The following is a 21942-nucleotide window of genomic DNA, read 5'->3' as shown; positions in this document are numbered from 1 at the left end:
ATGACGGTACATAGCAAGACGAATCACTGCAAAATCGTGGATTGTACGGTCCGCGACGGAGGGCTTGTCAACAATTGGGATTTCAGCGTGGAGTTCGTGCAGGATTTGTACGAATCGTTAAACGCCGCTGGCGTAGAGTACATGGAGATCGGATACAAGAACTCCCCTAAATTGCTCAAGAGCGAAGGCACCGAGGGACCATGGAGATTCCTGGACGACGATTTTCTGCGCAAAGTCATTAAGGAAAAGAAAAACACGAAGCTATCCGCTCTAGTCGACGTAGGTCGGGTAGACGAAGCGGACGTGCTTATGCGCAGCGATTCCTTATTAGACTTAATTCGCGTCGCTTGTTATGCCCGCGATACGGCAAAAGCAATCGAGCTTGCGACATTATTCCACGAGCGCGGTTATGAGACAACGATTAACATCATGGCGCTGTCCGGCGTAATGGACAACGAGCTGAACGAAGCATTGTCGATGATTAATGAGAGCCCGATCGATGTCGTCTACATCGTGGATTCTTTCGGAAGCTTGGATCCGGATGACATTCGTTTCTTGGTGGAGAAATTCCGCCGCGCCTTGAAGAACAAACGCCTAGGCGTCCACACCCATAACAACCTTCAGCTGGCGTTCGCAAACACGTTGACCGCGGCCCAGTTAGGCGTTGAATTGCTGGACGCATCCGTATACGGAATGGGTCGTGCAGCAGGCAATACGCCTACCGAGCTTTTGTTAGCGAAGCTGACTCGTCCGGAATACAGCCTGCGTCCGGTGCTTGGAATGATCGAGAAGCATATGATCAAGCTGCGGGAGAAGGAAGAGTGGGGTTACTTAATCCCAGACATGATTACGGGTACGTTGGATGAGCATCCGCGTTCGGCCATGGGCTGGCGCGCTTCGGAGAAACGGGATCTATACACCGATTTCTATGATAAGATGACGACTCCGGAAATTTTCATCGGTAAATAAGCATCAAGAATTAGAGGAGCTAACCTGGATCAAATGACCGGGGTAGCTCCTTTTGTTGTCTTTGGAAAATAAAACTCGACAAATTTCGTACTTTCGGCTATTGTTTTGTCAAAAGATGGTATTTCGGGGGAGGGAAACTCATGCATAAAGCCCTGCGCGAAGAACACGCCGAGCAAACCGTACGTCAGCATGGATTCATCAACCGAATGTTGGGCCGCAAACGTAATTCGCCCCTAACGCCCGAGCACGTATGGCATCCGGGATTGGACGAGAAGATTGCGGCATTATCGGAGTCGCAGCTGGGAGAAGGCCATCCCGACGGCTTGTTGTCGGCTAGGGCTTGGAAAGCGGCGCTTCATCTATGGAATGATAGCTTGCACGCTGCCCATGAGTTAGTCGAGCATTTGAACACGCCGACTGGGGCGGCCCTTCATGGCATCATGCACAGGAGAGAGGGGGATTTCGACAATGCGAAATACTGGTTTCACCTGGCGGGCAATCATCCTTCGTTTCATGGGCTCCAAGCAAGAGCGGCGGGTTTCCTTATGCAGCAGACGATTCCCCATGGACCGCTTCGGGATCCGTTAAACAAAATCGCCACGCAAGGGAGCTGGAATCCTTATTTGTTCCTCAATGCCATCGCGATTCAAGAAAACCACGTCAGGGAAGAGGAGTCGCGCGTTTTTCTTGAGCACCTCCAACAGCTGGAGCTTGAAGCTTTTATGCGTTTTTTGGAAGGCAGAATTACTTGGTTTGTTGAGGTAATCGATTAGAATAGCCACGGGTCAATCACTTCTTGTTCTCTTTCTGCCTAGAGTATGGCCACCAATTCGCATCGCCCAGCAAGAACGAGAATGCGGGTACGATAAAGCCCATAAACAGCGTGGCGTACAACAATAACCCTATGAGCGTGCCGACCCCGATCTGAACGAGCGTGTCCACGCCCGAGAAGCTAAGGGCGCCGAATGTCGCTGCCATCATGATGGCAGCGGAACCGATGATACCGCCCGTTGTCTTCATGGCTTTCGTCATGGCGAGAACGGCTTCCCCAGGGCGATACTCCTCCTTGAATCGCGACATAAGAAATATGCTGTAGTCGACCCCAAGCGCCACGATGACGAGGAAGATAAAGAACGAAACCGTCCACGACAACCCCGAAAACCCCATGACTTTGACGAACAGAAACTCTACGATCCCCATCGTAATCAAGTAATTAAACCCGAGCGATAGAAGAACGTATAAAGGCGCGGCTACCGACCTTAGCAATAGCATAAGAACTATAGCGATACCCGCGAGTACGAGAATACCGGTTCGGAGGAAGTCTCGATAAGAAATCTCGCGCAGCTCTTGGTATTTAGCCGTTACACCGGTCACGTAAACTTTAGGATTGGTCAGGGCGGTAGCCCGCAAGCTTTCCCTTAGTTGGTTCGCTATCATTGGCATGGCGTCCATGGCTTGATCGGAGTACGGGTTAATATCCAAAATGAGTTCAAACTTCGTCGTGAAACCGTCCGGCGAGATGTAATAATCCATGGCTTGTTGTTTCAAGCGCGCCTTCTCTGCTTTTTTATCCTCAGACTCCTTCGAATCTCCGTCTCCGGAATCGGTAACCCGTTTTAATCCCCCAAGCTGCGAGGCGATCAGCTTGCTTAAGCCTGACTCCAGTTGCCGAATAGCCGGTACGATTCCAATGAGTCCTTGGCTTAACGGGGCAGCCCCTAACGAGATAGCCTTTAGCCCGTCGATTAAAAGCTGCTGATCCTTAATGATGGATTTGACGATATCGCCGACATTCGGTTTCCGAAGCTGACCGGGAACGGTCAGCTCTTCAGGCTTGCGCCCGAGAGGACGCACCGCGCTTCGCACCTCTCCGACATGATCCGTTCGGGTCAGCGCAGAGCTTGCCTGTTCCAGAGCCGCAAGCCCCGATGTCGTTCGCATCGATTCCGTAGAAGTCACGACAACCGTAACCGGAAACACCTCTCCGGAGCTGAATGCTTTCTCCACTTGGCGAAAGCCGACAACCGAACCGAGATGAGGATTGATTTCCGAAATATCGTCAAAAGAACGATTTCCTTGAAACAAGAAGGCGAGGGGCGTTAGACAGATCACGGCTGCCAGAAGCACAATACCCGACCGTCTCGCCGTTAGGGATGCGAGCCTGCTCCAAATTCGGGACTCACGGTGCCCTTCGGAGCCGCTAAACCCTAGAGGCCAGAACAACGATCTTCCGAATATAAGCAGCAAGGCAGGGGCAAGCGTCAAAGCCGCGGCGACCGTAACCAGCATGCCTATGGCAACGCCTACCGCAGAACGATATAAGCCGAATTCGGCGAAACCGATGAGTAGAAAGGCGGTAAAGACGGTACTAGCGGAGAAGAGAACGGTCTTCCCCACGCCGGTCATCATCCGGGACATTGCCGCGAGAGGATTTCCATCTTCTACGTGACGTAGTTCCTCCCGATATCGCAGGATCATGAGGATGCAATAATCCGTTCCGGCACCAAAAAGGACGGCGATCAAGAACGATTCCGTGAAGTGCGAGACGGGTACGCCAAGTGACGCGAACGTCGCGACTAGGCCTCTCGAGATGATGAAGCTTACTCCGATCGTAAGCAGAGGGATGATTGAGGTGACCGGCGATCGGAACACGAATAACAGAATTAGGAGAACCAGGCCGATTGTTATCAGCTCCGTGCGCCGTAAACCGTTCTCCGACGATTGTTGAAAATCTTGGGAGAGCGGAGCGCTTCCCGTCAATACGGCTAACGCTCCCTTTGGAGCGCTTTCCAGCATCCGCTTCAGCTTATCCAGAGTGATTCTCGTTGCGTCCTCGAAGTCGGCTTTGGGCAGGCTGACGATCGCGAGCTGCGTGGAGTCGTCCTTGCTTAGTAATCGATCCGCTAGTTCCGGCTGAGTCTCGGCAGAGAGCACGCTCGTAATGCCAAGCTCTCTCTTGCGGGAGTCTATTTCCTTGAGTAGTTCGGTCAGCCAGCTTCTATCCGCATCCGTCAAGCCCTTCTCTCGAGATAACACGATTACCGCGCTGGAGAGAGAATGTGCGGTTGGATTGATTTGCTGCAATAGCCGAGTCGCTTGCACGGATTCGGCATCGAGCGGCAGAAATCTTTGCTCCGTCTTCCGGACGATGTCCTGCAGATCCGGCATGACAATAAAGGAAAGGGAAGCCGTCAATAGCCAGCCCGTTACGATGAACCAGCGGAGCCGCGCGACCCAATCGATGTATTTTTCCAAGATGCTCCTCCAATTTAATGAATGCATATTTTATGGAGAAAGGCTGATTCCGAATGGGCAACTTACAACTTGCCGGCCGGGAACAGCCTTTCTTGTCGATACCGATCGAACCAATCGTCAGGCAGAGCCTTGAGGGATCACGTAACCTTCCAATTGTCCATTCCCTCGAATGGCTGCGGCATGATGCTGCGGGTTAGGGTGGAAAAATCCTTCGCCTTCCATCAGGCGTCCCCCGATCGTCGTGAATCTCGCGTCGACTCCTATTTCTTCCGAATCCGCGAACCTGTTCAGAAGCTCGGCGTCCGTGATGCCGTCCACGTCTATGTACCAAAGCCTTGTACCGTACTCGGACACGATCATGAGTTTAGCGCGAGCGAATGCAAGATTCCAAGATTGCGGGCCTTGCGTGATGACGAGTTCCGCCAAGTCGTACGTTTCCACTTTTGAACCAATCCTCCCTTGCCGATATTATAATTGTACCGTTTTATTCGAAAAGGTTGCAAACGGAAGTTGCGAAAGGAGGCAGTTCGATGCAACAATCGGATATTACCGTCCAACGCCTCGGAGACCGGGCGTTCTCTCTCCGCTGGAATGAGCCTACAACCGCCTTGTATCTTGCCTCTATGGCTCGAGCAATTTCTCGGTTATCGATTCCATGGCTTCAAGAGACGGTCGCGGCGTACCGAACGATTACTTTTCATATAATAGATACTGCTGCCTCCGTAGAGCGTGCTTCGCTTCAGCTTCTCAGACTGCTCGATTTATTGGAGGAACAACAGTTGCCGCATCCGCGGCACACGAATATACCCGTTGTCTATGGCGGCGAATATGGCCCTGATCTGGCGGAATGCGCCAGGAGAAGCGGGATGACGGAACGCCAATTCGCGGAGCGGCATTCCGAGGCCGCATATACAGTCGCGATGATGGGCTTCGCGCCGGGTTTTCCGTATTTAAGCGGCTTGAATGAAGCATTAGCGCAGCCTCGTCACGATACTCCTCGAATGAAGGTGCTTGCGGGTTCGGTTGGAGTTGCCGGCGGCCAAACCGGGATATATCCGGTAACTTCGCCCGGCGGTTGGCAAATTATCGGCAGGACGGCTATCCCGTTATTTCGTCCAGAGGAAGATGAGCCGTTCCTGCTTGCGCAAGGGGATATCGTGCGATTTATTCCCGTAATCGAAGCTGATTTCGATGGGTTGGATTTGGCATTGGCAGGAGGTCGGGAGAAAACGATCGTAACGGGAGCCGGCAGTGGTTACTCGCCCATGCTCCAGGTGCAGAAGCCCGGACTGCTCACGACGATTCAAGACTGTGGAAGGAAGGGATGGCAAGCTTACGGCGTTTCCGTCGGAGGCGCCATGGACGAAGTATCACTGAGGAAGGCAAACTTGCTCATAGGCAACGATGAAGATGCCGCGGCGTTGGAAATAACATTGCTTGGCGGGAGCTATTCCGTTCTCGAAGATGTGCTTCTTGCGATTTGCGGTGCCGATCTCAGTGCCACTGTAGATGGGACTGCTATTCCAATGAACAGGCCTGTATGGTTGAGCAAGGGATCGACGCTTTCGTTTGGTCCGGCGCAATCCGGCTGCCGTGCTTACCTCGCGATCGCTGGAGGAATTAACGTGCCGTTCGTATTAGGGAGCCGCAGTACGGACCCAAGAGCACGAATAGGCGGCGGCTGCGGGAGAGCGCTGGCTGCTGGGGATACCATCGCCTCACTGCCGCCTGGAGAGTGGACGGATTCTCTAAAGACATCGCTTAGCCGCAAGGCTGCGGAAAGCAATGAGCGCTGGATCGCGGCCAATTGGAGCGTGGACGGGTGGATCGATGGCGCATCCTATATTGCGAGGCAATCCCGTAAGCCTCGCGTGTTTACGTTGCGATTGCTTGCAGGCTCGGAGTGGGATGCTTTCACCTCGGAATCTAGAGAGCTGCTATTCGAGGAGCTCTATCGAGTGGAAGCTTCCTCGGACCGGATGGGCATCCGGCTGTCCGGCGAAGGGTTGGTAAGGGAAAGCCGCCATGAGCTTGAATCTCATGGAGTCACGCCAGGAACGATCCAAGTTCCGCCGAGCGGACAGCCGATCATTCTAGCCGCAGGCTGTCAGCCGACGGGAGGCTACCCCAAGATCGCGCACGTGATTAGCGCGGACCTTCCATCGCTGGCTCAGGCAGTACCGGGAGATTTGCTTGCATTCGAGCTAACTGATGAATCGACCGCTGAACAGGCGCTTAAAGAACGCGAAAGAGAAATCGCGATTCTGAAGGCGGGAATGCTCGCTCGATCTCGCCAATGGGCAAGAGGAGGAATAGAACGATGACGACGATCGATTTGAACGCGGATATGGGTGAGGGATTCGGTCCCTATCATTGGGGGGCGGACGAAATCTTGCTGGAATACGTATCATCAGCCAACATTGCATGCGGGTTTCATGCGGGGGATCCGCATACGATGCGCATCGCCGTTGAGAGCTGCCTAAATCGTAACGTTGCGATAGGAGCGCATCCTGGCTTGCCGGATCGTCTGGGTTTCGGACGCCGCGAGATAGCGGTCACGCCCGAAGAAGCAAGCGATTTCGTCATTTACCAGGTGGGAGCTCTTCAGGCTTTCGTTCAAGCGACGGGCGGCACGCTGCGACATGTGAAATTACATGGGGCTTTGTATCATATGGCTGCGAAGGACGAACGATTATCCAGCTCGATCGTAAGCGCCATTCAACGATTAAATCCAGAGCTTATGCTATATGGTCCGCCTGGGAGCCAACTGCAATATGCGGCAAGCGCCAAGGGGGTTCGATACGTAGCCGAAGGTTTTGCGGATCGCGCCTATTTGCCGGACGGCAGCCTGGTAGAGAGGCACATGCCCGGGGCCGTAATCGAGCAACCGGAAATGGCGGCGCGGCAGGCAATAACCCTAACAGATGAAGGCCGATTCCAATCCCTTTGCCTTCATGGGGATACGCCCAAAGCCGCTGAACATGCCAAGCATATTGCTCAACGTTTGAAAGCTGCAGGAATATCCATCCAATCCCCATAAACATGAACATTGTCGAATAATTGTCGAATTAATCACCTATCAGCAGGAAACGGAGTGTACATGTGGAAAATATAGAGAGGATCATAGAGTCTTTCTACCTAGAATAGGTATTTTGTCGGAGGCAATGAGATGTCGATTAATCGCGCCGAGCTGAAAACCGTGTGGATGGTTATTGCTGCCGCTACGGTATTCAGTTGCATACAATGGGGAAATGGTTGGTTGGAACAAGTATTCGCGCTTACTAATCGGGCAGCGGCTCTTATGTTAATAGAGTCTGTATCCTTCTCGATTTGCATTGTCCTTTTGATTCTTGGCTGGATGGTTTTCGTTCCTACTCTTTGCAGGCAGCGATTGATTACGGCCGCTTTGTTCACGGCAATCGGGTTATTGGATTTACTTCACGCAGTTAGCAGTCCGGGACTGCCGTTATACGATTCTACCGTCGGAGATACACCGAGTATCATGTTGAGTTGGATTTCGCAAGGGGTCGGGGCGATGGGTATCCTTATCGTTTTCTCCTTAAAGAATCCGACCGTTAAGCCCTCGACCCGTATTTACGCGATTATTCCCGTCATCGTCACCGTTGCGGTCGTTTCCTGGATCGTCTTTAAGGTGGACCACTGGAATCAGGCATTTATCGACAAGCTGGCTCCCATTCAACAAACGACTACCTTGCTGCTCTATGCGGCTGCGATATGTATCATCTTATACCGTAATCGCGTCGAAAGGCCCGAATCGATGCTTACGATCGTACAAGCCCTAATCTGGTTGTTCATGGCTAAAGTCGAAGAATCGATCGGATCGGGCGCGGGTTCGCTGGAAAGCCTGTTCGGAGACGGGTTTAAGCTGGTCGGATACTATTATTTGTTAAAAGGGATTTATTTCGTTCTTATCGAAGAGCCGCATAAGCGCCAGAAGAAAACGGAAGCGCGGATCAATTATTTGGCCTACCATGACGAGCTTACGGCATTGCCTAACCGTCGTTTGTTCGCGGACCGGGTTAGGGCGGAGATGGGTCGCGCTCATCATGGACAACGCCGATTTGCGTTGCTATGGTTGGACGTGGATCGGTTCAAAACGATTAACGATTCCATGGGGCATGCTTTCGGCGATCGGTTACTCGTAGCTGTTGCGGAGCGCCTAACCAAGTTCGCGGATAAACCCGAGAACGTCTTCCGGCTTGGCGGGGATGAGTTCACGGTACTCCTAAGCGACATTAACGAAGCGGCGGAAGCCGAAAAGGCAGCCCAACGGCTGGTGGATACGTTCGAACAACCGGTTAAAGTAGGGCCTTCCGCTTTTCATATTACGAGCAGCGTCGGGATGGCGATCTACCCGGATGACGGGAATACTCTAGATATTTTGCTGCAGAATGCGGATACCGCGATGTACAGCGCCAAAGAAACGCGTAATAGTTGGAAAAGATACGAGATTCAGATGAATTTCAAAGCGAAAGAAAAGTTATTGCTGGAGAACGACTTGCGCATCGCCTTGGAGCTTGGGCAGTTCCATCTTGCTTATCAGCCGTTGGTCGATCTGGAGCATGAAGTCCTTGTCGGTGCCGAAGCTTTGCTTAGATGGAGCCATCCGCAAAAAGGGGAAATTCCGCCCTCGGAATTCATTCCTCTCTGCGAGGAGAACGGATTTATTTTGCCTCTAGGCGAATGGGTGTTATGGAACGCTTGCAGGCAGATGAAAGCATGGCAGGACAATGGCCATCCTCTTATCATTCTATCGGTGAATCTCTCGATCCGACAATTCCGTCAGCACGATCTATGCGCACGAATTGCAAAAGTGTTGGAAGAGACGGGGTTATCCCCGCAGTGGCTGGAGCTTGAGATCACGGAGAGCATTATGGCGGACGTCGCATACGCGACCGAAATGCTTGAGCAACTCAAAGAGCTCGGGGTACGAATCAGCATTGATGATTTCGGTACCGGGTACAGCTCCTTGTATTATTTGAAAAGGTTTCCGATCGACAAGCTGAAGATTGACCGTTCGTTCGTGAACGACGTGCTGACCGACCGCAACGATGCGGCAATCGTATCCGGGATATCGGCCATGGCGAGGAACCTGAATCTGACGGTTACGGCAGAAGGGGTGGAGAGCGCAGGGCAAGTCGAGTTCCTCAAGGAGCTGAAATGCCAAGAAGCGCAGGGGTATTTCTTCTCCAGCCCCGTATCGCCGGATAAGTTTTCTTCATTGTTCGAATTAAATAAAAGCAAGCGAGAGCAAAAGGAAGCAACGGTGTAACGATGAGAAATTCGGATGGTATGGAAAACGCCGGCATTCGAGTGTTCGTGTACGGTTCCCTATTGCCAGGATTAAGCAATCACGGCGTAATTGCGCCTTATCTAAAAACGGTTACCGCGGGTAGAATACGAGGCCGGCTTGTGGATTATGGTCCTTATCCGGCGTTGCTGCTGGGTTCCGGCGGTTTCGTTCGGGGCATGTGGATGGAAGTAGCTCCGGAAGGTTTACCCGCGCTCGATGAGTTGGAAGGATTCATCGGCATCGAGGAGGAGAACGACTACGAGCGGGTTTGGGTAACGGATGAAGACGATCCGAGTCTGTTCGGCTGGGTATATATTTGGACGGATCATCGAGGTTGTCCATTCGTGGACGGGGATTGGTGGCCGGATGTTACAAAATAAGGGGCTGTCCCTCTGGTCATTTAAGACCAATGAGACAACCCCTATTTTTTATGCGTTACGTGCGGATGGTCTTACAGATCGCCCCAGTTGAGGTTGGAGGATTTGCTGTAGTTGGTGACCTTCTGTTCGAAGAAGTCGGTTTTCATGCTGTTCATGTTGCTGAAGCTTTCGACCCAGCGCATCGGGTGCTCGGTGATTTCAGGGTAGAGGATCTCGAGGCCAAGCATTTTCAAGCGCTCATTCGAGAGGTACTTGATATAGCTGTCGATGATATCCGCGGAAAGTCCGGGAATTTCGTTGTTCGTGATCGATTGACCCCATGAGATTTCAGTTTCGACGGCGGTTTTCATCATCTGGCGCAGCTCTTCGACGAGTTCCGGCGTGAACAGGTCCGGATTTTCCTTGCGGATTTCGCGGAAAATGTTCTGGAACAATGCCAAATGAGTCAGTTCATCGCGTTGAATGTACTTGATCTCGGATACGGTACCGAGCATCTTGCCTTGGCGACCGAGCGCGTAGAAGAAGCTGAAGCCGCTGTAGAAATAAATCCCTTCGAGAATGTAGTTCGCCATAATCGTCTTGAGCAGGTTCTTATGGGAAGAATCCGCGATGAAGTTCTCATACAGGTCCGTGATGAACCGGTTGCGGGCCAGCAGACGCTCGTCGTTGCGCCATAGATTATAAATCTCGTCGCGGGCTTCCGCGGAGCAGACGCTATCGAGAATGTAGCTGTAGCTTTGGCTGTGAACGGCTTCCTGGAAGGTCTGAACGGTCAGGCACAAATTAACTTCGGGAGCCGTCACGTATTCGTTTACGTTCGGCAGGTTTGCCGTTTGCAAGGAGTCCAGAAAGATCAGGAAGCTGATGATGCGATCGTAGCTCTTGCGCTCAGACTCCGACAATAGCTTATAGTCCTTGGCGTCCTGAGCGAGCGGAATCTCCTCGGGAATCCAGAAGTTGTTCATCATGGTACGGTACATCTTCGTTGCCCATTCGTATTTGACGTTATTGAGCTCGATCAGGTTGGTAGTGTTTCCTCCGATGATCCGGCGTTTTCCCCAGTCCTGCTCTCCGTGCTCGTTAAACAGTTTTTTTCGGGTTAATTGCTCATCCACTTCTTTTTTCCTCCTATAGTTGGGTCGCCGGCTAGGCGCTGCAATAATCATTTCTCCTTCCGGCCGTTGTTGAAATCCGCTTGTTTTGATTACCTCTACAAGGTAACAAGCGGATTTCAAAGACGGCACGTAAACTCTCCAGGAGAAACGATTCTTTCCGCTGATGCGGCGACCCCTTAAAATTGCAAACCATTCGCGTCTTGAGCAAGTTCAAACCCGATAAAAAGCGGGTTAACTCGCTATTAAACTTAACCCCGACACTCCGCCCCGGATTATAAATCTAAGTGTAAGAAAGACACTATTATTTAAGCCGAGCAGCTTACGCAGTCTTCGACTTCCAGGGACTTGTTGCGGCAGTAGTAGACGGTTTTGAGTCCGTTCTCCCATGCGGCCATATAGAGGTCCAGGAATTCCTTCGCGCTGATCGTCGGAGTGACGTATAGGTTGAAGGATTGCGATTGATCGATGTGGCGCTGGCGACGGCCGGCTGCCTTGATGCTCCACAATTGGTCGATGTGGTGAGCTTCCTTGTAGAACCACGTGTTCTCCGGCGACAGGTTCGGAGCGGTTTGCGGGATGACCGCGTTTTTCTTCTCCTCGACCCAGAACTTCGCGAAGATCGGGTCGATGCCCGCAGTGGAACCGCTGATGAGCGACGTGGAACCGGTAGGCGCGATTGCGAATAGCCATGCGTTGCGTAGGCCCTTGGACGCCACGTCGGATTGAAGCTGTTTCCATTCCTCGCTTACGTATTCGCGGCGGGTGAAGTATTCGCCCGTTTGCCATTCGCTGCCCTCGAATTGGGAGTAGGAGCCTTTCTCTTCGGCCAATTCCATGCTCGCTTTGATCGCGCAGTAGTTGATCCACTCGTACAATTCGTCCGCTGCCGTAAGATGCTCATCCGTCTCCCAAGCGATACGGTGATGGGCAAGCCATTGGTGATAACCGCTGGAGCCGAGACCGACGGCGCGGTATTTCTGGTTCGTGATTTCCGCTTGCTTGCTCGGATAGTGGTTCAGGTCGATGACGTTGTCCATCATGCGCATCTGAACGGCTACCGTCTCGGCGATTTCTTCCTTGGTCAAGTTGCGGCCCAGGTTGATGGAAGAGAGGTTGCACACGACGAAATCTCCGGCTTTCACTTGCGAGGTGATGATGCCGTCGTCGGACGTGACCGAAACGAGCTCGGCCGCGCTCATGTTCTGGCAGATCTCCGTGCATAAGTTGGAGCAATAGATCGTGCCTTTGTGTTTGTTCGGGTTGGCGCGGTTCACCGTATCGCGGTAGAACACGAACGGGGTCCCCGTCTCGAAGCTGCTGGCAAGCAGCTTTTTCATAATATCGATCGCGGGAACCTCGTCCCTGGACAATGCCGGGTTGTTCACGCATTCCGCGTAGCGGCGTTCGAATTCCTCGCCGTAGGAATCTTCGATGGAGAAGCCCATCGTCGTGCGGATCTCATGCGGATCGAACAGGTACCAGGAGCCGCGCTCCTGAACGGTTTTCATGAACAAATCAGGGATGCAGACGCCCGGGAAAATATCGTGGGCTTTCATGCGGTCGTCCCCGTTGTTTGTTTTCAAATTAAGGAAGTCGAAAATATCTTTGTGCCATACGTCCAGGTAAACGGCTACCGCGCCGGAACGAACGCCAAGCTGATCCACCGCGATTGCGGTGTTGTTATAGTTTTTGATCCAAGGAATGACGCCGCCTGCAGCGCCTTTATAACCGCGGATCGCGGATCCGCGGGATCTTACCTTGCCGACGTAGATGCCCATGCCGCCGCCGAATTTGGATACTTGAGCGAAGCTCATATCCGTGTTGTAAATTCCCCATAGATTGTCCGGAACCGTATCGATAAAACAGCTGGACAGTTGGTGGAATGGTTTGCGGGCGTTAGCCAGCGTAGGAGTCGCAACCGTCATGCGAAGGGAGCTAAGCGCATCATAGAACTTGCGTGCCCAATGAAGCTTGTCTTTTTCCTTCATTGCCAAGTGCATAGCCACGCCCATGAACAACTCTTGCGGAAGCTCCAAGGTCTCGCCTTGCAAGCCGCGGATGATATAGCGATCCGATAGCGTCTTAATTCCTATATAGTTGAAGAGATAGTCCCGTTCAGGTACGATGTAATTGCCTAACTCGCGAATTTCCTCGCGGGTATAATGTTCGAGTATGTATTTTCCATACAAGCCCTTGTCCGTCAAATAAGTAATGAGGGAGTAGAAGTCGCCATATCCGAAATATCCGTATTTGCGGTGAACGGCGGCTTCTTTATATAGATCGTAAACGTGGAGCTTGGCGGCAACGAATTGCCAGTCCGGCTCCTCGGCGGTTGTTTTCTCAACGGATACGCGAATGAGCGTCGATTGGATTTCTTTAGTGGAAATGTTGTTGCGGAAATGGGGCAGAAGCGCCGTTTCCAGCTCCAGCGAATCGCATTGCGGATACCCTACGCACGCGAAATCGATGACTTTCTTCAATTTGGAGAAAATGAGTTCCTCGACCTGTCCATTACGTTTAACGATGTTCAACTTACTAAGCCCTCCATCCATGGATAACACAAGATATTGTTTCTGTATGAAGAAGTTATAACAATATATAGCGTGTGTCAAGAGCTTGAGAAGCTGTGGTTCCAGAGTCCCAATCATGAAGAAATCGGTTGAAAGAATGAGCAGGAGGCCGTTTTAATGACATTGTTCGGTAAGATTCGCGTATTTTCGCACTCCAATTTTCACAGAAATTTTTTTCATATTCTCACAATGTTTATCATGGGCATATTCTACCTATTGTGCCAATTCGGACAAGCCGAAGCGCACGCCGTGCTGGAGCAAACCAGCCCTTCCGCGAACTCTCGCGTGGAAGTCAGTCCTCCTGTCATCGAAATCTCGTTTAACGAAAGATTAGACATCGGGGGGGCAAAGCTTCAAGTGCTGAACGAGCTCTCCCGCGACGTCGCGAAAGGGAATCCGGAGTCGATCAACGATGGCAAGGGAATCCGAATCGCACTGCCGAAGCTGGGTGAAGGACATTATACCGTTTCCTACTCCGTCATTTCCGCGGATGGCCATCCGATATCCGGGGCATACGTGTTTACGGTTGGCAATCCCGCTCCGCTCCCCGATGCGAGCGAACTGGATCCCCATCGGCAAGTCGGACATTCCAACCATGGGAGCGCGGGTCTCGGCCAGCAATCCTTCCTTCTCTACAGCGCCAGAATCCTCTATTATGCAGGGCTTCTCGCAGTCGCGGGGCTTGCGTTCTGGAGCTTGCTGCTCAAGGTTTCCACCACCATTCACGAGGTGCGTAACCAGTCGCTGTCGCTCGCGGGGAAATTCGCGCTTATTGCGACCCTGACCTACGTATTCTTCAGCCTTCAAGATTTAGGGCAAGGAGAGCCCCTCTCCGAGTGGGGGCGAATATTAACGGAGACGACGATCGGAAAGCTTTACATCGCCCAACTGCTGCTCGCCCTTGCCGCACCGTTGCTTCCTTCGCTTGCCGCGCCTGCCAGACTCGGCTGGGCCGCGGTTGCTTTGTTCGCCGAAGCCTGGTCCGGCCACGCCGCTGCGTTCAATCCTCTTGCTTATACGATCGGCCTAGACTTAGCCCATCTCGCAGCGGCTTCCCTTTGGGGCGGCGGATTGGTTTTGCTGTTGGCCATTTGGTATAAAGAAAGACCTGAAGCGGGAAGGTTCGCTCTCGTCTTCTCGAAGTGGGCGCTCCTGTCCTTCCTTGTGCTCTGGGTGACGGGTATTCTATCCACGCTAACTTTCCTTCCGTCCCTTGAGTATTTGAACTATACGGCTTGGGGGAAATGGCTAATCGTCAAGGCGGCGATCTCTCTTTTAGTCGCGGTTACGGCGTTCCTGATTCGAAGGCGTCTCAAGAAAGGGGATCTTCCTCACGGAAATCTGCTCAAGATAGACGTCGGATTGCTGGCGGCCATCGTGCTAAGCGTCGGGGTGTTAACTTATCAAACTCCGCTTCCCGCGAATAAAGCCCTGAGCTTTCACAGGATGGGAACCGAAATGCATGTCACGCTGCGAGTTTCGCCTAATTCGCCTGGGGATAACGAGTTTAAGCTGAAAATATGGCTTCCGGAGGCCACCGGGCAGGGTGACCCGAAGAAGGTACAACTGCGGATGATACCGCTAGGCCGAGAAGGAATGGGCGCTATCGATGTTCCGTTGGAAGTATACGAGGATGAAGAATTGGATGCGTTCCCCGACTTCAAGAAAACGACTTATACCGCGCAGGGTCCTTTTCTGCCATTCGCCGGGGAATGGACAGCGCAAGTCCGGGTAACCGACTCCAAGGATACGGAGCGCGTCGTGGAAACAACCTACCGGATCTATTAATACGACAAACCGCTGGACGAGGGGGCAATGGAAATGATGAGAAACGACCGGACGATTAAATGGCTCATCCTGCTCATCCCCACTCTCACCATCGGGCTTTGGGAATACATCCGCCATGCCTTCCTGCTGCCCTATCTATCCATGGAGCTCGGAAATCTGCTCGCTCCTTTTATCGTGCTTGCCGTTACGCTGACTCTGGTTAGAAGCTTATTCGCCCGTTTAGAGCAATCTCAGCAAGCCTTGCAGCGGGAAAAGGGAACCAATGCAGCGCTGGAGGAGAGGGAACGCTTGGCCCGAGAGCTTCACGATGGCATCTCGCAATCCTTGTTTCTGCTTGCGGTCAAGCTCGATGTGTTAGATGAAATGAAAATCGACGGTCCCGTGAAGGAGCTGGCGACGGGCTTAAGAGAAACCGTCAGGGTCATGCATGAAGACGTAAGGCAAGCGATCGCGAATCTCCGGCTGCCGCCGTCCCCGGCAGCCGCGGCATGGGTCGTGCCGTTAAGGGAACTGCTAGGCGAGACTGCGGAGATGTCGGAAGCGCAGGCGGATTTCAGTTGGAGCATTCCGGACGTTAGCTTGAGCGATAAGGAAAAGGTAGAGCTTCATGCCTGCTTAAGGGAAGCGCTGATCAACGTGCGGAAACACGCGAATGCAACGAAAGTACTCGTCGTGGGAGAAGCGGACGGATTCGGAGGTTTCCGATGCGCGGTAGAGGATGACGGAAAGGGTTTCAGCGGGGATCCGTTGCAGTCCCCTGGACGATTCGGGTTACGTATGGTTCGCGATCGCGCGACTGCCATGGGATGGAACTTCCTTGCTGAGCGAAGGGGAGACTGGACGATCGTCGAATTGAGGAAACAAGGAGGGGCTGCCTCTTGAGCACGCCGATACGAATTCTGCTCGCCGACGATCATCGGCATGCCCGCGAAGGCATGCGCACCATCGTGTCCTCGGTTCCCGACTTCGCCGTCGTGGGAGAGGCGGCTAGCGGGGAGGAAGCGGTGGTTCTGACCGAAAAGTTGAGCCCCGATCTTATACTCATGGACATCAACATGCCCGGTATGGGCGGACTCGAAGCGGTCAAGGTAATAAAGAGCGCTCATCCAAGAGTCAAAATCATTATGGTCACCGTTTCCGACGACGTATCTCATCTGTTCGAAGCGCTCAAAAAGGGGGCGCAGGGCTACCTCCTTAAGAACCTCAACCCATCCGCGTGGCGAGATTATCTGCGAGCCGTTGCCGTTGACGAAGCTCCGCTCAACCCCGAGCTGGCCATGTCTATTTTACGGGAGTTCGCGGATCGCAAGTCTGTTCCAACTTCACCAACCAGGGAAAAGGAGCGGGATAGCGCCGGAGGATTGACGCCGAGGGAGAAGGAAATTCTGCAAGAGGTGGCGAGGGGGAGTACGAATCGCGAGGTCGCGGCTTCCTTGGGGTTATCGGAGCATACGGTGAAAAATCACCTCAAGAACATTTTGCAGAAGCTGCATCTGGATAATCGGGTTCAGTTAACGCGTTATGCCTTCGAGAAGGGCATTGTAGAATCGGATTAGCTTCCGATAGTTAAGCACGAGCGACAATAAATCGTCACAATAGTAGCAAGCATATGACTCTTTCGAGTCATGTGCAAGCGAATGGAACAAGCTATACTTGGGGATATCATCAACTTAAGGACGAGAAGGGTCGGTAATTATCCCATGAAAAGAAGTATGACGCTTGTGCTCTTATTTATATTGACGTTTGGATTCGCAAGCTTGGCTAGCGCTCACGTGACCGTGCAGCCTAAGGAAGTACCCGCCGGTTCTTATCAGGTGTTCACCGTTCGCGTACCTACGGAGAAGGAAGTTGCGACAACCCAAGTCAAAGTCGCTATTCCGGATGACGTGAACGTTAGCCGCTTCGAGCCCAAGGCGGATTGGACTTACGAGATCGAGAAGGGCGCCGACGACAAAATCGTTAGCGTGACATGGAAAGCTGCGGGCAGCGGGCTCGGAGCAACGGAATTCGGCGAATTCCGCATGCAAGGCAAAGTGGCCGACGATGCCCAAAAGCTCGTATGGAAGGCTTACCAAACTTACTCGGACGGCGAGGTTGTGGAATGGACGGGTGCTGCGGATGCGGACAAGCCGGCTTCCGTAACAACGGTCACGGCGGCGACGGGCGACGGACACGGGGATGGACATGGCGCTGCAGCTTCGGCATCGGAAGAAGCCGCAGACGATGCCGCAGCAAACGATGCAGGACGTGATACATTGACGTTGTCTCTGGCTATCGCGGGATTGGCTGCAGGCTTGTTGGCATTGTTGATCTCTCTTTTCCGAAAGCGGGCCAAATGACCGGGTAATCTCTTAAAAGCTTTATCCAGATTCTAACAACAGGGTTGACACAAACACCTGCTTAGCTGTACAGTTTGACTATGAATTCCACTAGGGGCGCCCGCAAGGGCTGAGATAAGGCAATTGCCTTGGTCCCTTTGAACCTGATCTGGGTCATGCCAGCGTAGGAAAGTGGGCAATGTGCGTCAGACTTGTGCGGTTTGCGCCGCATATGAACGTGACACATTTCAGCCGCTCCCGCCGGGGCGGCTTTTCTTGTTCTGCGGGTCAAACCGCAGGCAAGCGCCAACGGTAAGAGTTGCTGCTATTGCGCAAAGCTAAACGCGTTATAGCAGGTGCTAATTACAATGTGATTCGCGTCATGCCGGTCTTCAGCCATTTAACCCTTTTTCATAGCGGCCTCCTAGGGGAATTTCACAATTATCCCAATAGGAGGTTTTTTATTATGCCGATTTTGACAACGCCGCTGCCAGGCAGCCGTAAAGTGTATGTTACCGGTTCACGGGACGATATCCGGGTGCCCATGCGTGAGATCTCTTTGGAGCCGAGTAAGGGGAGGAGCGGGGATGAACCGAATGCTCCGGTCCGGGTTTATGATGCGAGCGGCCCCAATACCGAAGATGGTTTTACCGCTGACGTAAGGCAGGGACTTCCTCCCCTGCGTACCCGTTGGATAACGGAGCGCGAAGATGTTTTGGAGTACGAGGGACGTCTGGTACAGCCCGAGGACAATGGGTTCGCTACGACCCAATCGGCAGAAGAAAAGGGAGCGGAAGTATTCCCGAAGCTGAATAGCCGCTGTCTTCGCTCGGGAGCAGGCCGCAACGTGACGCAGCTTCACTACGCGCGGCAAGGCCGCATTACTCCCGAAATGGAGTTCATTGCGATCCGCGAAGGATTGAGCGCGGAGTTCGTCCGGGCAGAGGTGGCCGCCGGGCGCGCGGTCATACCAGCGAACATCAATCATCCGGAAAGCGAGCCGATGATCATCGGTAGGAATTTCCACGTGAAAATCAATGCCAACATAGGCAACTCAGCCGTTGCTTCTTCCATCGAGGAAGAGGTGGAGAAGATGACGTGGGCGACCCGTTGGGGCGCCGATACGATCATGGATTTGTCCACCGGCAAAAACATTCATACAACAAGGGAATGGATCATACGCAACTCCCCGGTTCCGGTCGGTACGGTTCCGATCTATCAGGCGCTCGAAAAGGTTGGCGGAAAAGCGGAAGACCTCAGTTGGGAAGTGTTCCGCGATACGCTCATCGAGCAGGCGGAGCAAGGCGTCGATTATTTCACGATTCATGCCGGCGTGCGGCTTCGACACATTCCGATGACGGCCAAGCGAGTGACCGGAATCGTCTCCCGCGGCGGATCCATCATGGCCGCTTGGTGTCTCGCTCATCACAAGGAGAACTTCCTGTATACGCATTTTGAAGATATTTGCGAAATTATGAAGTCGTACGATGTGTCCTTTTCTCTGGGGGACGGCCTTAGACCCGGTTCCATTGCGGACGCTAACGACGAGGCGCAATTCGCAGAGCTTGATACGCTTGGCGAATTGACGGACATCGCTTGGAAGCATGATGTGCAGGTCATGATTGAAGGTCCCGGTCACGTGCCGATGCATCTGATCAAAGAGAATGTCGATCGGCAAATGGAAGTTTGCAAGGAAGCGCCCTTCTACACGCTGGGGCCGCTTACAACGGACATTGCCCCGGGATACGACCATATTACATCCGCGATTGGGGCGGCGATGATCGGTTGGTTCGGCACGGCAATGCTTTGTTACGTGACACCCAAGGAGCATTTGGGATTGCCGAATAAAGAGGATGTCAAAGACGGCGTTATTGCCTACAAAATCGCCGCCCACGCCGCCGACCTTGCGAAAGGACACGCTCAGGCGCGATTACGCGACGATGCTCTGTCCAAAGCGAGATTCGAATTTCGTTGGCGGGATCAGTTTCATCTGTCCCTGGACCCTGAACGCGCAATGGCCTATCACGACGAGACGCTGCCGGCGGAAGCCGCGAAATCCGCGCATTTTTGCTCCATGTGCGGACCGAAGTTTTGCAGCATGCGCATTACGCAGGATATCCGGGACTATGCGCATCAGCACGGTATGGAAGCAGAGGATGCCATTGAAGCGGGCATGAAGGAGAAGGCGGAAGGATTCATAGCCGCCGGAAGCCGGTTATATGCGCAATAAAACGGATGGAATAGAGCGCTACTCCAGACAAATTCGCTTCGCTCCGATCGGAATATCGGGTCAGCAACGACTTGGCGAAGCCAGTATCCTCGTTGTAGGTTCGGGTGCTCTCGGCGCGTCGCTCTCCCAACATATGGTCAGGGCGGGAGTCGGCAATATTCGTCTTGTCGACAGGGATTACGTGGAGCTGAGCAATTTGCATAGGCAAACGCTTTTCGACGAGGAAGACGCACGCTCCGCGCTGCCTAAGTCGGTTGCGGCCGTATCCAAGCTGCGCCGCATGAACGGAGCCGTAAGAATGGAAGCACTCGTGGCGGACGTCAATAAACGCAATGTGGAAGCCTTGCTTATGGGAGTCGATTTGGTTCTTGACGGCACGGATAATACCGAGACGCGCCTTCTGCTCAGCGACGCTTGCTTCACGCACGGCATTCCTCTTATCTATGGCGGTGTCGCCGGCTCCGGCGGGATGAGCGCGATGTTTGTTCCAGGCGACAACTGCTGCCTGCGCTGCTTGCTCGGGGAAAGGGAACCGACCGAAGATCAAGAAGCAGCTCCAACCTGCGAAACGCTTGGCGTTATTTCGCCCGCGGTGGAGCTGGTAGCGGCACTGCAAGCGGCGGAAGCTCTCAAATGGTTGACGGGCAACCGGAATGCACTGCGCAGGACATGGCTAACTGCCGATGTATGGGAGTTTTCGCTCAAGGAATGGACCCTTCCGCCCGGTCGGGAAAGCTGTCCCTTTTGCGGGTGGTCTGAGATGGAGGACACGACCGTGGTGGATCGGTTCGATGCGCAGAATGGGAATCTTCGGCTGCAGGCCGGTTTAGTTCCCGATTATGCTCCTCCTTCTTCCGAAGAGGGGTATCCCGTTGTTTTATGCGGAAGGGATACCGTGCAGGTGACGCTGAATCAGGCTTTTGCTCTGCCGGAGTGGAAGGCGCGGCTGGAAGCTTGCGGTTGTGAAATAACGGCTAATAACGGTTACTTGCTTCGCGCCTCTACGCCGGAGGGGGAGCGGATTATTGTATTTCAGGACGGTCGGGCTCTCATACAGGGGGCTGGCGAAATGGATCGTGCAGTAGAGGTATGCCGACTTTATTTAAACGATCATGAAAGGAGTCATCCTATTGCGCCGAAAACTGGATTTTAAGTTGTATGTCATTACCGGAGAAAGTTATCATTCCAGTCGGGATATGCTGGAGGTCATGGAAGCGGCGCTCAGAGGCGGCGCGGACATCGTGCAGCTCCGCGACAAGAAGATTTCAAAGCGTGAATTATTGGAAAAGGCAAGATCCTTGAGGGATTTGACCTCTAGGTACGGAGTGCCGCTTATCATTAACGATCATCCGGATGTCGCCCTTGCCGTTAATGCTGACGGGGTTCATTTAGGCCAGGATGATTTGCCGTTGTCGGTTGCCCGCAGCGTCTTGGGCCCTCATCGTTTGATCGGCATATCTACGCATACCATCGAACAAGCTCGCGTGGCCGAACGCGCCGGAGCCGATTATATCGGCGTTGGGCCGGTTTACCCTACCGGGACGAAGCCCGGGCGTCAAGCCGTAACAACCTCTTATGTTTCCCAAGCGGCTGCCGAAATCCAGATTCCTTTCGTGGCAATCGGCGGTATTACGACCGACAATGCAGAAGAGGTATTGAAGGCAGGAGCCAGGAGGCTATGCGCAGTATCCGCCATTGTCGGAAGTAATGATCCCGAAGGGGTTTGCCGTAATCTCTTGGAACAAATAACAGGTTGGAAATCTGGCTCGTCTGCCGAAATACCTGCCGAAGAGCGAGAGATGGTCGTTACCGTAAACGGCCGACAAGAGCGGACCAAAGCGACGACGATGCTGGAATTGGCGGAGCATTACAAGCTTGCGGATAAACATATCGTTGCCGAGCTGGACGGGGATATCGTCCCGCGTCAAAGCTGGAGGGAAACGCCTCTTCGTATTGGAGCTTCCGTTGAATTCGTCCATTTTGTCGGGGGAGGGTGAACTTTT

17 protein-coding genes and 1 riboswitch are annotated in these 21942 nt (G+C 53.1%); of the genes, 13 read left to right on the top strand and 4 right to left on the bottom strand.

Annotation, left to right across the window (positions count from 1 at the left end):
• Nucleotides 1–969 (top strand): aldolase catalytic domain-containing protein, encoded by a 969-nt coding sequence (locus tag E2980_RS07850; protein WP_135151626.1) that lies wholly within the window; start codon nt 1–3, stop codon nt 967–969.
• A gap of 140 nt (nt 970–1109) precedes the next feature.
• Nucleotides 1110–1742, top strand: a complete 633-nt coding sequence (locus E2980_RS07845) for a hypothetical protein (protein ID WP_135151625.1) — start codon at nt 1110–1112, stop codon at nt 1740–1742.
• A 16-nt stretch (nt 1743–1758) separates the two neighbouring features.
• Here E2980_RS07845 and E2980_RS07840 read toward each other — a convergent pair whose 3' ends face one another.
• Together E2980_RS07840 and E2980_RS07835 are read right to left on the bottom strand one after the other, a co-directional pair.
• The gene (locus tag E2980_RS07840) at nt 1759–4224 is read right to left on the bottom strand and encodes an MMPL family transporter (protein WP_167747029.1); all 2466 of its coding nucleotides are present in this window, start codon (nt 4222–4224) and stop codon (nt 1759–1761) included.
• Between the two features lie 117 nt (nt 4225–4341).
• Nucleotides 4342–4665, bottom strand: coding sequence for a hypothetical protein (locus E2980_RS07835; protein WP_135151623.1), 324 nt, complete (start codon nt 4663–4665; stop codon nt 4342–4344).
• 89 nt (nt 4666–4754) lie between these two features.
• Here E2980_RS07835 and pxpB point away from each other — a divergent pair, with 89 nt between their 5' ends.
• From pxpB to E2980_RS07815, 4 genes are all read left to right on the top strand, one after another.
• On the top strand, nt 4755–6548 hold the full coding sequence (gene pxpB, locus E2980_RS24430) for a 5-oxoprolinase subunit PxpB (protein ID WP_135151622.1): 1794 nt from the start codon (nt 4755–4757) through the stop codon (nt 6546–6548).
• Nucleotides 6545–7264 carry a LamB/YcsF family protein gene (locus E2980_RS07825; protein WP_135151621.1) on the top strand — a complete coding sequence of 240 codons (720 nt, stop codon included), beginning with the start codon at nt 6545–6547 and terminating at the stop codon, nt 7262–7264. Before pxpB ends, E2980_RS07825 begins: the two co-directional genes overlap by 4 nt.
• Nucleotides 7265–7393: 129 nt before the next feature.
• Nucleotides 7394–9517 carry a putative bifunctional diguanylate cyclase/phosphodiesterase gene (locus tag E2980_RS07820; protein ID WP_135151620.1) on the top strand — a complete coding sequence of 708 codons (2124 nt, stop codon included), beginning with the start codon at nt 7394–7396 and terminating at the stop codon, nt 9515–9517.
• 2 nt (nt 9518–9519) lie between these two features.
• Nucleotides 9520–9918: a gamma-glutamylcyclotransferase family protein gene (locus tag E2980_RS07815; RefSeq protein WP_240702931.1), complete on the top strand. Its 399-nt coding sequence runs from the start codon at nt 9520–9522 to the stop codon at nt 9916–9918.
• Between the two features lie 71 nt (nt 9919–9989).
• Here E2980_RS07815 and E2980_RS07810 read toward each other — a convergent pair whose 3' ends face one another.
• Nucleotides 9990–11084, bottom strand: a complete 1095-nt coding sequence (locus E2980_RS07810) for a ribonucleotide-diphosphate reductase subunit beta (RefSeq protein ID WP_135151724.1) — start codon at nt 11082–11084, stop codon at nt 9990–9992.
• 254 nt (nt 11085–11338) lie between these two features.
• Entirely contained in the window at nt 11339–13564 is a 2226-nt protein-coding gene (locus E2980_RS07805) for a ribonucleoside-diphosphate reductase subunit alpha (protein WP_135151619.1), read from the bottom strand.
• 156 nt (nt 13565–13720) lie between these two features.
• On the opposite strand from E2980_RS07805, the gene E2980_RS07800 reads away from it, so the two are divergent.
• The 7 genes from E2980_RS07800 (at nt 13721) to thiE (ending at nt 21936) form a co-directional block, all read left to right on the top strand.
• On the top strand, nt 13721–15391 hold the full coding sequence (locus tag E2980_RS07800) for a copper resistance CopC/CopD family protein (RefSeq protein ID WP_135151618.1): 1671 nt from the start codon (nt 13721–13723) through the stop codon (nt 15389–15391).
• A 33-nt stretch (nt 15392–15424) separates the two neighbouring features.
• On the top strand, nt 15425–16273 hold the full coding sequence (locus E2980_RS07795; protein WP_240702930.1) for a sensor histidine kinase: 849 nt from the start codon (nt 15425–15427) through the stop codon (nt 16271–16273).
• The gene (locus E2980_RS07790) at nt 16270–16947 is read left to right on the top strand and encodes a response regulator (protein WP_135151617.1); all 678 of its coding nucleotides are present in this window, start codon (nt 16270–16272) and stop codon (nt 16945–16947) included. The genes E2980_RS07795 and E2980_RS07790 overlap by 4 nt, the downstream gene beginning before the upstream one ends.
• A 144-nt stretch (nt 16948–17091) precedes the next feature.
• Nucleotides 17092–17730, top strand: a complete 639-nt coding sequence (locus tag E2980_RS07785; RefSeq protein WP_135151616.1) for a YcnI family copper-binding membrane protein — start codon at nt 17092–17094, stop codon at nt 17728–17730.
• A gap of 82 nt (nt 17731–17812) precedes the next feature.
• Nucleotides 17813–17917, top strand: a riboswitch (TPP riboswitch).
• Between the two features lie 258 nt (nt 17918–18175).
• Nucleotides 18176–19939 carry a phosphomethylpyrimidine synthase ThiC gene (gene thiC, locus E2980_RS07780; protein ID WP_135151615.1) on the top strand — a complete coding sequence of 588 codons (1764 nt, stop codon included), beginning with the start codon at nt 18176–18178 and terminating at the stop codon, nt 19937–19939.
• Entirely contained in the window at nt 19929–21092 is a 1164-nt protein-coding gene (locus E2980_RS07775) for a ThiF family adenylyltransferase (protein WP_135151614.1), read from the top strand. The genes thiC and E2980_RS07775 overlap by 11 nt, the downstream gene beginning before the upstream one ends.
• Nucleotides 21070–21936, top strand: coding sequence for a thiamine phosphate synthase (gene thiE / locus E2980_RS07770; protein ID WP_338080641.1), 867 nt, complete (start codon nt 21070–21072; stop codon nt 21934–21936). Before E2980_RS07775 ends, thiE begins: the two co-directional genes overlap by 23 nt.
• Nucleotides 21937–21942: the final 6 nt, after the last annotated feature.

Source organism: Cohnella luojiensis (assembly GCF_004564235.1).
GTDB classification, from domain to species: Bacteria; Bacillota; Bacilli; order Paenibacillales; family Paenibacillaceae; genus Cohnella; species Cohnella luojiensis.
This window is presented reverse-complemented; position numbering and strand designations above follow the sequence as displayed.

Bases quoted from the DNA above. Each gene is read 5' to 3' on its own strand.
- E2980_RS07825 (WP_135151621.1), top strand. From the start codon at position 6,545: ATGACGACGATCGATTTGAACGCGGATATGGGTGAGGGATTCGGTCCC.
- E2980_RS07820 (WP_135151620.1), top strand. From the start codon at position 7,394: ATGTCGATTAATCGCGCCGAGCTGAAAACCGTGTGGATGGTTATTGCT.
- E2980_RS07850 (WP_135151626.1), top strand. From the start codon at position 1: ATGACGGTACATAGCAAGACGAATCACTGCAAAATCGTGGATTGTACG.
- E2980_RS07785 (WP_135151616.1), top strand. From the start codon at position 17,092: ATGAAAAGAAGTATGACGCTTGTGCTCTTATTTATATTGACGTTTGGA.
- thiC (WP_135151615.1), top strand. From the start codon at position 18,176: ATGCCGATTTTGACAACGCCGCTGCCAGGCAGCCGTAAAGTGTATGTT.
- pxpB (WP_135151622.1), top strand. From the start codon at position 4,755: ATGCAACAATCGGATATTACCGTCCAACGCCTCGGAGACCGGGCGTTC.
- E2980_RS07815 (WP_240702931.1), top strand. From the start codon at position 9,520: ATGAGAAATTCGGATGGTATGGAAAACGCCGGCATTCGAGTGTTCGTG.
- E2980_RS07810 (WP_135151724.1), bottom strand. From the start codon at position 11,084: ATGATTATTGCAGCGCCTAGCCGGCGACCCAACTATAGGAGGAAAAAA.
- E2980_RS07775 (WP_135151614.1), top strand. From the start codon at position 19,929: ATGCGCAATAAAACGGATGGAATAGAGCGCTACTCCAGACAAATTCGC.
- E2980_RS07795 (WP_240702930.1), top strand. From the start codon at position 15,425: ATGATGAGAAACGACCGGACGATTAAATGGCTCATCCTGCTCATCCCC.
- E2980_RS07800 (WP_135151618.1), top strand. From the start codon at position 13,721: ATGACATTGTTCGGTAAGATTCGCGTATTTTCGCACTCCAATTTTCAC.
- E2980_RS07845 (WP_135151625.1), top strand. From the start codon at position 1,110: ATGCATAAAGCCCTGCGCGAAGAACACGCCGAGCAAACCGTACGTCAG.